Here is an 11,699-nt window from a genome sequence, read left to right as displayed (position 1 = left end):
CTCTATTGAATCTGTGCACTTAGTAGCGCCCAGTATTCCTCAAAATTGGCGGTAGGTTGGTATTTAAAGTCTGAGCGTACAAAGCGATTGAGGCTGCCTTCTACTTGGCCTAACAGTTGTGTCGCTAAGATTTTTTCATCTACAGGGAAAGATTTACCTTCACGTATTTTTCTCTCACGTAAGATCTGGCGCAGTTGCGTTTCAATGCGTTCAAACAATTGGTTGATTCGCTCGCGAAGGCGTTCATTTTCAAACATCAATGCGTGACCAGAAAGAATACGGGTGAGCCCAGGGTTACGCTCAGAAAAGACTAATATCAGTTGGAGAACCAAACGAATACGCTCTAGCGTGTCTTTTTCTTCATCTAAAATTCGATTGATCCGAGACATCAACGCTTCTTCGATAAACTCAATCAGCCCTTCAAACATACGAGCTTTACTAGGGAAATGACGATATAAAGCCGCTTCAGAAACACCTACATGTTTAGCCAGTTTTGCCGTCGTGATACGGGAAGCGCCGTCTGTCGATTCCAGCATTTGAGCAAGAGCTTGCAGAATCTCTTCACGACGATTAGAGCGTTTTGTACCGGCCATGTAATTTGTTCCTTATCTACGGCGCTAATAACCAAACGGCATTTTAACCTTAGCCTGACATAGTAGCCAGTGATGAGTGCCTGATTTTGTTTGTAAAAGAGTGAAATGAGGGTTCGCTTCGCTTGTTGGGGGCGGGCGGAAGGCAAAAGGCATTAGTTGCCCTTAGCCTCTAGCCTTTCAGTCTCTCCCCAATCTCACTCATAAGCGCCTGCCCCAACAACGCCTTACTTGCTAGAGGAAGTGCTTTATCCCCCCCTTGCCAATAAAGATGCAGTGCGTTGTCTTCCGAGTTAAAACCTAGGCCAGCCACAGAGACATCGTTGGCACAGATAAGATCGAGGTTTTTTCGTGCAAGCTTACCGCGAGCGTAGCTTTCTACATCTTGAGTTTCAGCGGCAAAACCGACGGTAAAAGGGCGGTTTTCGGTGAGTGCGGCAACAGAGGCGATGATGTCTGGGTTCTTAACCATGGTGATGGTCATTTCATCGCTGTCGTCAGTTTTCTTAATTTTTTGCTCGGCGATATTTGCTGGTCGGTAATCAGCAACGGCAGCGCAGCCAACAAAAATATCGTGCTTTGGCGCGTGTTCCATTGCTGCAGCATGCATTTGTTCAGCGCTATCGACATTAATGCGGGTAACGTTTGCAGGTGTTGGCAGTGATACCGGGCCACTGATCAAGGTCACTTGTGCACCTTGCTCGGCTGCGGCTTTAGCGATGGCAAAGCCCATTTTCCCTGAACTGTGGTTGCTGATGTAGCGCACAGGATCAATCGCTTCGCGTGTCGGGCCTGCGGTAATCACGACAGATTTTCCTAGCAGCACTTTAGGTTGAAAGAACGCTTCACAGTGATTAACTAACTGCATTGGCTCCAACATTCTACCTTGGCCAACATCACCACAGGCTTGTTCGCCAGAAGCTGGGCCCCAAATATAAAAGCCGCGGCGAGTTAACGTCGCTATGTTTTCTTGAGTGGCCACATTGGCATACATCTGCTGATTCATCGCAGGAGAAACAGCAACCGGAGAGTCAGTCGCAAGCACTAGCGTCGATAATAAGTCATTACCCATACCAGCCGAAATACGAGCAATAAGATCAGCCGTTGCTGGTGTTAAAAGCACTAAGTCAGCCCACTTTGCTAACTCTATATGACCCATAGAAGCTTCTGCAGCAGGATCAAATAAGCTTTCAGAGACCGGGTGACCCGAAACCGCTTGTAGCGTGAGTGGCGTAATGAATTCTTTTGCCGCATTGGTCATCACGATACGGACTTCTGCGCCACGCTCGATTAACCTGCGTGTTAACTCGGCACATTTATAAGCCGCGATACCACCACTGATACCAACAAGAATTTTCTTTCCAGCAAGTGTTTGCATGTTTAACTCTCCAAATTTTCTGCCGCTACTTTAGCATAAGCCTGATTTTTTTTGGAATTCGCTATTTACTGATAGAGGACGGGAGCTTTAAAACCGAGAAATTTGAGGAGTAAACATAAGTCCTCAATGCTCATACTTCTTAAACTTATCAATTACACCAAGGCATGAGCCTGATCCTAACAAGTTAAATCAAATTTGCTCTCAAATTTTAAGCGTGCTGTTTAAAAGAAAAATGAGGAGCCAACTGATGAGCGTGAAATCCATTCCCACCGAATCCATGCCAAGAGAAAAGCTACTAACCCATGGGCCTAAGTCTTTGACCGATGCAGAGCTGCTGGCTATCTTTTTAAGAACGGGCACAAAAGGCATGAACGTATTAGAGCTTGCCGACTTTTTATTAAAAGATTGCGGCTCGCTAAGAGCCTTATTTTCCGCTACCCAAGATCAGTTTTGCAGACATAAAGGCCTAGGGGAGGCTACCTACGTACAATTGCAAGCCGTACTAGAAATGACCCAGCGTTACCTTGCTGAAACTCTAAAACGGGGAGATGCGCTGACAAGCCCGGAACAAACCAAGCTTTACCTCTCTTCTATACTCCGAGATCGTCATCGAGAAGCCTTTTTCGTTTTGTTTCTTGATAACCAGCACCGAGTCGTCAGTGATGAGATTTTATTTGAAGGCACAATAGATGCCGCCAGTGTTTACCCACGAGAAGTCGTCAAACGTGCGTTGCACCATAATGCCGCCGCGCTGATCCTTGCCCACAACCACCCATCAGGCGTTGCAGAACCCAGCCAAGCAGACAGACGCATCACCCGCCGCCTTTCAGATGCCACCGCGTTAATCGATGTTCGAATATTGGACCACTTTGTTATCGGGGATGGGGAAGTTGTGTCGTTTGCTGAGAGGGGGTGGATTTAGGGGGGAAGGGGAAGAATTCGCTATGCTCACTAAGAAACTAGAAACTATGAAGAGAAAAAGTTGAGATCGTGCATTTATCTTTGTTGTTATAGGAGCGAAGCGGTCTCGTTTCTCGAAAGGAGCTTGCGACTGTTCTAGTTTTTTCGCTCTCTGTAATCTTAGGGCGTAGCCCGTCTCTGTATTCTCAAAGGACGAAGTCCGCTCTAATTTATGCGGTTAGCATCTATTTTAAAAAAAAGCTTAGCTTTTTTTCAAAATCTGCTATCATCCCCCGCACTAATTTATGAACCTAAATCAGCTCTGTTCAAAAAAGATCACGAAAATCCTTAAAAAGGATCTGTTCGGGTCTTGAGCAATGCGTATCAAGTTAGTATAATGCGCGACCTTTGATAGCCTTGTATGGATATTCCATAACGGTTTTTGACCTCACGTCTTTTATTTATGATAGATAGAGAGGTTCGGCAACCAAGGTTGATATCGAGCTGAAACGATTTGGAGAGACATTCATGTCCCGAGTATGCCAAGTAACTGGTAAGCGTCCTGTAACGGGTAACAACCGTTCACACGCACGAAATGCTACTAAGCGTCGTTTTCTGCCGAACCTACAAACTCACCGTTTCTGGGTAGAAGGCGAAAAGCGCTTTGTTAAACTACGTCTAACTGCTAAAGGCATGCGTATTATTGATAAGAAAGGCATCGAAGCTGTTCTTGTTGATATCCGTGCTCGTGGCGAGAACGTATAAGAGGAATTGAACAATGGCTAAAGGCATTCGTGAGAAAATCCGTCTAGTATCTTCTGCTGGAACAGGTCACTTCTACACAACTGACAAAAACAAACGTAACATGCCAGGCAAATTTGAGATCAAGAAATTTGATCCAGTAGTACGCCAGCACGTTATGTACAAAGAAGCTAAAATCAAGTAATTGATTCTAACGACCTTTGTAAAGTGTTAAAAACCCAGCTTTTAGCTGGGTTTTTTATTGCCTGAAGAAAAGTGAGTAAATGGATTAACCTAAAGTAGGTGTTTATTTTAACAGTGTCCTTTACTATGGTTACGGGTTACGGGTTACGGGTTACGGTGAGGGGAAGGATATGAAATTAAGTCGGCGTGGATGGAACAACGTTATGATCATCTCGATCTTAGTCTTTATTGCTTTGATCAATGCCCCCAGTGTTCTACGAGAGCACTTTAATCTAGGCGTCGAACCTGAAGTGACCTTACCTTTTATACTCAATTCAAAATGGCAGCCTACCGCGCTCCATTTTCCTAAATGGTCACTAGAGTTTGATGGCAGTGATTGGCAGTCCACTCGTTTACTCACTCTTTCTCCTGAGCAAGCCATTAATCGCTGGCAGTCTTTGCAAGGGACGCCTGTTGATAACAAAACTTTCGAACAACTAAAACCTAACCTATCGGCTGCTCACACAATAGAAGTCTGGTATCAAGAGCAAGAAGAACCCCAGCGCGTAACCTACTACAAAACCCCACAGTTTTGGCTATTTCAGAATTGGGACAAGCAATGGTTGGCGGTTTCGGTGGATGAGGGGTATTTGTTTTCGTTTGAATAAAAAAGAGAATTCGCTGTGCTCACTAGGTTATAGGTTATAGGTTATAGGTTATAGGTTACAGAGTACCCGTAGGCTCGCTTTAGAAGCTAGAAAAGCAAAAGCGTTATGGTGTTAATCAACCATATCGTCATCCCGGAATCGAGGAACGAGATGTCCGGGATCTACTAACAGCGCACAGTAATCTAAGGTTTTTACTCTTACTAGCAGCGAAGTGATCTAGACTCTAGTCTCTGCTATTTCTGTGTTCTAGTTAGCACTGCGAATTCTGTAACCTTCGATCTTAACTAAAGGATTTTTTATGCCAGAATTACCAGAAGTCGAAGTCAGCCGAATGGGGATTAGTCCTCACTTGGTTGGGCAAACTATCGAATCAATCGTGGTGCGACAGCCAAAGTTACGTTGGGCTGTGCCGGAAGAGTTGCAAGACTTAGTCGGTGAAAAAATAAATAGCATCTCTCGCCGTGCTAAATATCTGCTGGTTGAAACTCAAAAAGGCAGTGCGATGATCCACTTAGGCATGTCTGGCAGCTTGCGAGTATTAGATACATTCATTGACGCTGGAAAACATGACCATGTTGATTTGATCCTTAAAAACGGCAAAGTGCTTCGTTATAACGACCCGCGTCGGTTCGGTTCGTGGTTATTCATCGGGGAAGGTGAATCGCATAAACTGTTAGACAATATGGGCCCAGAGCCACTGACGGATGAATTTGATGCAGAATACTTGTGTGCAAAAGCTAGCAGCAAGAAAGTCGTCATTAAGCAATTTGTGATGGATAACAAAGTTGTCGTTGGAGTGGGGAATATTTACGCTAACGAAGCGTTATTCAACTCAAATATTCACCCTAAAACACCGGCCGGGCAGTTAACTAAAAATCAATTTTTACAATTGGTTAATGACATTAAGTCAGTACTTGCTACGGCTATTAAGCAAGGTGGAACCACTCTAAAAGATTTTAACCAAGTTGATGGCAAGCCAGGTTACTTCGCACAAGAGTTGCAAGTGTATGGCAGAGCAGGCAAGCCATGCCCCATTTGTGGAACCTTGATTGAAGCACTTAAAATTGGCCAACGAAATACGTTTTATTGTTCGAAATGTCAGCCATTTGATGAAGAATCATAGGGTGGCTTCTTCACTGTGATCTTTAGGTTCGAGCTTAAGATGCGAGCCTTAAATGTGAGACTTAAATGTGAGACTTAAATGTGAGACTTAAATGTGAGACTTAAATATGAGCCTTAGTCGCTAACGCCTTTGCGACCACTTCAGGTACGAACTGATCCACGTTACCGCCATGTATCGCCACCTCACGTACGATAGTCGACGAGATAAAAGCGTGCTCTTCTGCTGGGGTTAAAAACACACTTTCAAGCCCTGGCATTAAACGTCGGTACATATTGGTCAAACCAAATTCATATTCAAAATCGACCGTGGTGCGCAAGCCTCGAATCAACACATTCGCTTGTTCTTGCTTGGCAAAGTCGACCATTAAGCCAGAAAAACCTTTTGAATTAACATTGTCTAAGTGAGCGGTCACTTGCGCAGCAAAGTTTACGCGTTCGTCTAAAGTAAACATGGTCTTTTTACTTGGGCTTGCTGCAACCGCGATAATGACCTCGTCAAACATGCTAGCAGTACGTTCGATTAAATCTAGATGCCCATTAGTCATGGGATCAAATGTGCCAGGATAAATCACCCGAGAGATGCGTTTTTGTGTCACGGTAAGCTACTCTTTTAATTTGTTAATCTGAACTCATCATAGCAAATAAAACTCAAAATTCGTTATCTATGTCGGTATGATGGAGGCAGACTGAATAGAGAGTGTGATATGAAAAAGATTTTGGTGATCCGAAACGATAAAATTGGCGATTTCATGCTGGCGTGGCCCAGCTTCGCGATGCTTAAACAATCCATGCCAGAATGTCATATTACCGCTTTAGTGCCAAACTATACCAAGGCGTTAGCAGAGCTTTGCCCTTGGATAGACGAAGTAATGGTTGACCCAACGAATAAAGGCAGTAAAACAGAACAAAAACAACTGATTGAGCAGATAAAATCAGCGCAATTTGACGCCTCTATTAACTTGTTTTCGACGACGTATAACGCTCTGTTAGTGTGGCAAGCAGGTATTAAATACCGCTTAGCACCAGCGACTAAACTCGCCCAAATCTTTTATAACAAACGAATTAAACAAAATCGCTCTCAGTCTGCCAAGCCTGAATATGAATACAACCTTGACCTCATTCGAGCTTTCTTAGCCGACCAGAATGTCAATGTTGTGGAACCTACCTCTCCATACTTGAGCTTTTCTTCATCAGAGCTTTCTATGCAAAAGAAAAAGCTGTCGGAGTCGTTAGAGATTGATGTGAGTAGGCCTTGGATCTACTTGCATGCAGGTAGTGGAGGCTCTGCGAATAACCTTTCTCTAGAGCAGTACACACAGCTTTATTCAGAACTAAACCTTGAGAGTGAGTGCATACTAACAGCAGGACCAGGGGAAGAAGAAAAAGCGAGAGAGCTTCAGGTACTATTAAAGCAAAAAGGTATTAATGCGGTTGTGTATGATAAAAATGAAGGTTTAGTCGACTTCACTCGCTCAATTGCTTGTGCAGATCTATTTATAGCAGGCTCTACAGGACCACTACACATAGCTGCAACCTTAGATGTGCCAACAGTTGGTTTTTTCCCAAGCAAGCGAAGTGCGACGCCACTTCGCTGGCGACCAATCAATTCAGAGGGTAATCATATTGCTTTTTGTCCACCGAAAGCGGGTGATAAACAAAGCCAAGAAGATATGGCGAGAATTGATATCAATGATATTACGATTGAGTTGAAGGGTTGGGTTTTTGAAAAATTGAGGCTAGAGGCTAGAGGCTAGAGGCTAGAGGCTAGAGGCTATAAGAGCGATGCCGCTTTGCTTTTCCGTATTCTAGTGAGCAAAGCGAATTCTGTATTCCGTAATTAATCTTTCTGTTCTTGCTCTCTTACCCATAAATCTGCGTATTTCACAAAAGTAGAATGCGCAGACAACAGGGAAAGTAAGAACCCTTGCTTCCCGTCGAGAAAGCCCACCTTTAAGATATACATCTTAATAAAGCAGGCTAAAGCATGCACAATGCCTTGGCTGAGGCTGCTTTTTTTGCCACGCTTTTGACGCTGGTCAGCCCAGGCCTTGGCGTAGCCGGCAGATTTCACTAAATAATGATGCACATCGTTGTAAGTATAGTGAATGGCATCACCCTCAAGGTTTGCCACTTTCATTTCTTTGGTTACTTCCACACGTTCGTGGACTAAAGCATCGGTATATTGTGTTAGTTTTGTTGGGTAAAGCCTTAACACGCGATCTGGGTACCAACCGCAATGCTTGATATAGCGGCCAAACACCCAGCTTAGTCGAGCAAATTGATAAACAGTATCAGAGGAATTAGTCTCAACGGCCTGCAGTATGCTGGCCTTTAATTCAGGTGTAATACGTTCATCGGCATCAAGCCAAAGAACATAGTCTGATGTTACGTGAGTTTGAGCGATTCTGCGCTGCGGCCCAAAGCCTGGCCAATCTGCATTCACGAAGAAGTTGTTTGTGTACTCTCGAGCAACTTGTTCCGTTTCGTCAGAGCTACCAGAATCGAGAACGACAATTTCATCCACCCAATCATGTACGGTTTCTAAACATGCTTTAAGGTGTGCGGCTTCGTTTTTTACAATTAATGCGACCGCTAAAGTTGGTTTGCTCACTGGAATGCCTCTCATGTTGGGTAAGCTAGTGTAACGGGGTTATAGAGAAAAATCAGCTACCGCTTTATCAAACATACGAATAACCCGGTCGGCACTGATACGGTGCATGGCTGACTTATCTTTCACTCTTGTTCGCCAGGCTAGCTGGTTAGACGGTTTGCCAGTCTCAGCTTGGATTGCTTCTTCATAAGCAGAAACCACGTAGTTTTGATATTGATAAGGACCAGTTCGTTCCGGATTATGGTGTGCGTAAAGGCCGATTACTGGAGTATTCATAGCATTTGCCATGTGAGCTGGGCCAGTATCTGGAGCGACAACCAAATGGGCTTTATCTAGTAACGCTAGCATTTCAAGTAAGCTACTTTTACCAACCAAATTGTTCACAGGCTTTGCGAGTTTGCATTGAATAGCTTCGGCTAATTCGAGTTCAATTTTAGCTGGGCTACCAGCTAAAATCACGTTCCAGCCAGCGATTTGAGCATGTTTAATTAGTGCAACATACCCGTCGCAGGTCCAATTCTTATAACCTTTACTGGCCGCAGGAACAATCACCAAGTTAGATGATTCTGTCTGTAGATTCTCTAATGCCCAACGAGACTCTTGGTCTGAGTAAGGAATGGCCCATTTAGGAGTAATATCTTGCACACCAAGTGTTTGTGCAAAAGCCAATAAGCCATCCAACACATGTGGTGCTGAAGGTGAAGGCACCTTAACATTTGTGAACAGGTGCTGAAAATCTTGGCTACGCTTTGCGTCAAATCCCAGCTTGTATTTTGCTTTAATGCCCAAGGTTGCGATGCTAGCGCGAAATGCATATTGCATGTGAAGTAAGGCATCAAAACGGTGGTTCTTTAGTGTTTTCCAAAGAACCTGATAGCCTTTTAATCCCTGCTTCTTATCAAACACAATGACTTCAATGTTTGGTAGAGATCCAATAAGTTTGGCTTCTAGCTTGCCCGTTATCCACGTTATTTTAGTTTCTGGCCACTGTCTTTGTATTGCTTGTACTGCGGCAACAGTATTGCAGACATCGCCAATGGCTGATAATCGCAAAATACAGAGTGCTGATGGCGACTCCTTGAATAAAGGCGTCATTACTTCGACAGCCCTTCAGTGACTAAATAGCTCTCGACTTGCTCTTGGTATGAAACCTTATAGGAGAACTTCTGGCTATCATGTGATGCAAGTAAATTGAGCGCCAAAAGATAGGTAAGAGAGATAAGGAACACCTTCGTAAAACGTGAGTTATTGCTTTCCTTCCAAATCCTGATTTCGCGCAGAATAGGGAATAAGGCAAATGGGAAAGCGATAATAAGATGCCAGTAACTAAAGGTAATCGGAGACAGGCAAGCACAAATAACAATGCCCGTTAAGGTTGCAAACGAGTACAGGATCAGCCAAGACTCGGTATTCTCGATTGGGTTATCTCGCTTAATAATTGGCTTCACAAATTTCCAGGTACGCCAGTTAAACTTAGCTGAAATAAGAACAGACGCGATACCAAAACCAAATGTGACGGCTTTCCACAAATACTGAATAACCATTTGCATCCATTCAATGCTAGTTATCCAATCAAACGAACTATTAGCAATGACACGGTTAGAGAATAGGAACGAGCCATATCGAAGCCAGTAAACGACAGACTTTATGACAGGGTAAACATGGACTAAGCCGTAACCGATGTAGCGATCACTTTCTTCAACAATCGCTTCGTTAACCATTAGCTCATGGAAATAAGGGATGAGAGACAATATGGTGACGATGAGGCCAGCGGCAACGCCAAGCCAGGATACCTTTATCATGGTTCTGTAGAACAAGAATACGCTTATGACAGCTAAAATAGGCCAAGAAAAATGCAGCTGCAGAGCCATACCAATAGCTAAAATGTGCAAAAACGAATATAGAAACGATGATTTCTCGCGCATCTTGGACGCTGTCCATAGGTGCAGAGCTGCAAAAAAGCATAGATAAGCTGGGTTGTACATCAAGTTGTCATATTGAACCCAAGGGCTTAGCCAAAATAACCCAAGAAAGACTAAGCGGATCGGCTTATCAAAGGCTTGTTTAATAACGGCGTCTATCATTAAAAATGCACATAAGCGCAACGCAATTAAAAAAGCCATGGGAGCCCAAGGTGAATCCCATACCATGATAGGTAAGCCAACCACTAGCGCTGAAAGGTAACCTGGTAGGTTTCCAACAGTGCTGGCAAAGCTTCCATAGGCCAGCCAATTATTGTCATAAGCACCCAAATAGCCTTTAGCTATCATTTGCGTTTGGTCGCCTCGAAGTATTTGATGCTCTCCGTATACGAAGGCAAAAATAGTTCCGATACAAAGTCCCGCAAAAAAAAGCAGCTCAAAGTGTCTTTCGAAGAATGTTGGAGAGTTCATTTTTGGCCTTGTATATATTCGTTACTGGGCAAGATTATGCAATTGAGAAGACAGAATGTAAATCTGTCTCCTTACTACGTGACGGTAAGTTAACTCTTTAATGCTTGATTGCTGGTGCTTTACTGACGCAATCAATAACATTTTCCACCCAAGATGAGAGGGTATATTTTTGCAAAACTTTGTTATCGGGCTTCTCATAAGGCGCTTCGAAAAATGAATCCTCAATTTTTAATGAAGCATCCAAAATTTGGATGTTCTTTTTATTAAAGAAATCATATTTACTAATTGATGAGTTAGTCGTAATCAGTTTTTTTTCGAAACCGAGAGCTTCGTAGACTCTAAAGGAGAGGCCGGCTTGAAGCTGTTGTCCTTGCCCTATGTCTAGTACGGCTTTAGCTTCGCGAATATTTTGTTCCAGCTCATCTGTCAGCATCAGTTTATCAATAATATTGACTCGAGGATGCGTAATATATTTTCGCTTTCTAGGATGATCGATGTAAAAATTCACATTGGCGTTAATATGTGGATTCGCCTCTAAGAAAGAGACAACGTCTTGATAGCGCTGCTTGTTGAAACTCATAACAGAAAATAAGTCATATTTCAGATTATTATGCTGATTATCAAACTTATTAATGTAGTTGTAAGAACGTATGAAGCCATGCTTTTCACAGTCTGTCGGTTCAAAGCTGAAAATGGGTGAGAATCGCTCTAAATGAGTCCCGTTTCTAGGCATACGCTCTAGGCTATCCCACAATGAAAGAACCAGTTTGTCGGTGTTTTTTTCAAACAAGTCAAAATGTTCATCACCGAAAAAATTGGGTTCTGTCATTAAGATTATGTCAAAGCGCTGACGATGGTTGAAAAAACCTCTCAGTGAGAAAGATATCTGCTCTTTGGTGCGCAGGTGCTTATATTTTGAACTGGCAATCAGGTCAAAAGCTTTTGAAAGAAGGCGGTGAGTTTTGTTGTAATAACGAAAATCAGCAAAATCACTATGGTCTAAGTGGATGACGTCATGGCCCTGACGGCGCATCTCACTCACAATGGGAGATGCTAGGTTTGCCCAATCGGGACAGATAAATAAAATGTTCATAATAGGCCATAATGGTAAAT

Annotated in this window: 13 protein-coding genes; 6 read left to right on the top strand and 7 right to left on the bottom strand. The window is 43.4% G+C overall.

Annotated elements, in window-relative coordinates; all coding sequences use genetic code 11:
* Positions 1–2: 2 nt before the first annotated feature.
* A complete protein-coding gene (slmA, locus tag VTAP4600_RS14445) occupies positions 3–593 on the bottom strand; it encodes a nucleoid occlusion factor SlmA (protein WP_102523434.1) in 591 nt (196 codons plus the stop codon).
* Positions 594–762: 169 nt separating this feature from the next.
* Complete coding sequence (coaBC, locus tag VTAP4600_RS14440) at positions 763–1,968, bottom strand: bifunctional phosphopantothenoylcysteine decarboxylase/phosphopantothenate--cysteine ligase CoaBC (protein WP_102523433.1); 1,206 nt, start codon at positions 1,966–1,968, stop codon at positions 763–765.
* A gap of 247 nt (positions 1,969–2,215) precedes the next feature.
* Here coaBC and radC point away from each other — a divergent pair, with 247 nt between their 5' ends.
* From radC to mutM, 5 genes are all read left to right on the top strand, one after another.
* Positions 2,216–2,890 (top strand): RadC family protein, encoded by a 675-nt coding sequence (radC, locus tag VTAP4600_RS14435; RefSeq protein ID WP_102523432.1) that lies wholly within the window; start codon positions 2,216–2,218, stop codon positions 2,888–2,890.
* Positions 2,891–3,396: 506 nt separating this feature from the next.
* Complete coding sequence (rpmB, locus tag VTAP4600_RS14430; RefSeq protein WP_102523431.1) at positions 3,397–3,633, top strand: 50S ribosomal protein L28; 237 nt, start codon at positions 3,397–3,399, stop codon at positions 3,631–3,633.
* Between the two features lie 13 nt (positions 3,634–3,646).
* Positions 3,647–3,814: a 50S ribosomal protein L33 gene (rpmG, locus tag VTAP4600_RS14425; protein WP_002535344.1), complete on the top strand. Its 168-nt coding sequence runs from the start codon at positions 3,647–3,649 to the stop codon at positions 3,812–3,814.
* Positions 3,815–3,983: 169 nt separating this feature from the next.
* Positions 3,984–4,460, top strand: coding sequence for a hypothetical protein (locus VTAP4600_RS14420; protein WP_102523430.1), 477 nt, complete (start codon positions 3,984–3,986; stop codon positions 4,458–4,460).
* Between the two features lie 298 nt (positions 4,461–4,758).
* Positions 4,759–5,583, top strand: coding sequence for a bifunctional DNA-formamidopyrimidine glycosylase/DNA-(apurinic or apyrimidinic site) lyase (mutM, locus tag VTAP4600_RS14415; protein WP_102523429.1), 825 nt, complete (start codon positions 4,759–4,761; stop codon positions 5,581–5,583).
* A 100-nt stretch (positions 5,584–5,683) separates the two neighbouring features.
* Here the strand turns inward: mutM and coaD are convergent, their stop codons facing one another.
* Positions 5,684–6,178 (bottom strand): pantetheine-phosphate adenylyltransferase, encoded by a 495-nt coding sequence (gene coaD / locus VTAP4600_RS14410; protein WP_102523428.1) that lies wholly within the window; start codon positions 6,176–6,178, stop codon positions 5,684–5,686.
* Positions 6,179–6,286: 108 nt separating this feature from the next.
* On the opposite strand from coaD, the gene VTAP4600_RS14405 reads away from it, so the two are divergent.
* Positions 6,287–7,336 carry a glycosyltransferase family 9 protein gene (locus VTAP4600_RS14405; RefSeq protein WP_102523427.1) on the top strand — a complete coding sequence of 350 codons (1,050 nt, stop codon included), beginning with the start codon at positions 6,287–6,289 and terminating at the stop codon, positions 7,334–7,336.
* 83 nt (positions 7,337–7,419) lie between these two features.
* Here VTAP4600_RS14405 and VTAP4600_RS14400 read toward each other — a convergent pair whose 3' ends face one another.
* The 4 genes from VTAP4600_RS14400 to VTAP4600_RS14385 form a co-directional block, all read right to left on the bottom strand.
* A complete protein-coding gene (locus VTAP4600_RS14400; RefSeq protein WP_102523426.1) occupies positions 7,420–8,193 on the bottom strand; it encodes a glycosyltransferase family 2 protein in 774 nt (257 codons plus the stop codon).
* A 39-nt stretch (positions 8,194–8,232) separates the two neighbouring features.
* Positions 8,233–9,288 (bottom strand): glycosyltransferase family 9 protein, encoded by a 1,056-nt coding sequence (locus VTAP4600_RS14395; RefSeq protein ID WP_102523425.1) that lies wholly within the window; start codon positions 9,286–9,288, stop codon positions 8,233–8,235.
* Entirely contained in the window at positions 9,288–10,586 is a 1,299-nt protein-coding gene (locus VTAP4600_RS14390) for a 3-deoxy-D-manno-octulosonic acid transferase (protein WP_102523424.1), read from the bottom strand. The genes VTAP4600_RS14395 and VTAP4600_RS14390 overlap by 1 nt, the downstream gene beginning before the upstream one ends.
* Positions 10,587–10,683: 97 nt before the next feature.
* A complete protein-coding gene (locus VTAP4600_RS14385; RefSeq protein ID WP_102523423.1) occupies positions 10,684–11,679 on the bottom strand; it encodes a WaaS/CpsH family glycosyltransferase in 996 nt (331 codons plus the stop codon).
* Positions 11,680–11,699: the final 20 nt, after the last annotated feature.

Source organism: Vibrio tapetis subsp. tapetis (assembly GCF_900233005.1).
Taxonomy (GTDB): Bacteria; Pseudomonadota; Gammaproteobacteria; order Enterobacterales; family Vibrionaceae; genus Vibrio; species Vibrio tapetis.
The sequence above is the reverse complement of the archived record's forward strand: the minus strand, read 5'-3'. Positions and strand labels throughout refer to the sequence as shown.

Bases quoted from the DNA above. Each gene is read 5' to 3' on its own strand.
- slmA (WP_102523434.1), bottom strand. From the start codon at position 593: ATGGCCGGTACAAAACGCTCTAATCGTCGTGAAGAGATTCTGCAAGCT.
- coaBC (WP_102523433.1), bottom strand. From the start codon at position 1,968: ATGCAAACACTTGCTGGAAAGAAAATTCTTGTTGGTATCAGTGGTGGT.
- radC (WP_102523432.1), top strand. From the start codon at position 2,216: ATGAGCGTGAAATCCATTCCCACCGAATCCATGCCAAGAGAAAAGCTA.
- rpmB (WP_102523431.1), top strand. From the start codon at position 3,397: ATGTCCCGAGTATGCCAAGTAACTGGTAAGCGTCCTGTAACGGGTAAC.
- rpmG (WP_002535344.1), top strand. From the start codon at position 3,647: ATGGCTAAAGGCATTCGTGAGAAAATCCGTCTAGTATCTTCTGCTGGA.
- VTAP4600_RS14420 (WP_102523430.1), top strand. From the start codon at position 3,984: ATGAAATTAAGTCGGCGTGGATGGAACAACGTTATGATCATCTCGATC.
- mutM (WP_102523429.1), top strand. From the start codon at position 4,759: ATGCCAGAATTACCAGAAGTCGAAGTCAGCCGAATGGGGATTAGTCCT.
- VTAP4600_RS14405 (WP_102523427.1), top strand. From the start codon at position 6,287: ATGAAAAAGATTTTGGTGATCCGAAACGATAAAATTGGCGATTTCATG.
- VTAP4600_RS14395 (WP_102523425.1), bottom strand. From the start codon at position 9,288: ATGACGCCTTTATTCAAGGAGTCGCCATCAGCACTCTGTATTTTGCGA.
- VTAP4600_RS14390 (WP_102523424.1), bottom strand. From the start codon at position 10,586: ATGAACTCTCCAACATTCTTCGAAAGACACTTTGAGCTGCTTTTTTTT.
- VTAP4600_RS14385 (WP_102523423.1), bottom strand. From the start codon at position 11,679: ATGAACATTTTATTTATCTGTCCCGATTGGGCAAACCTAGCATCTCCC.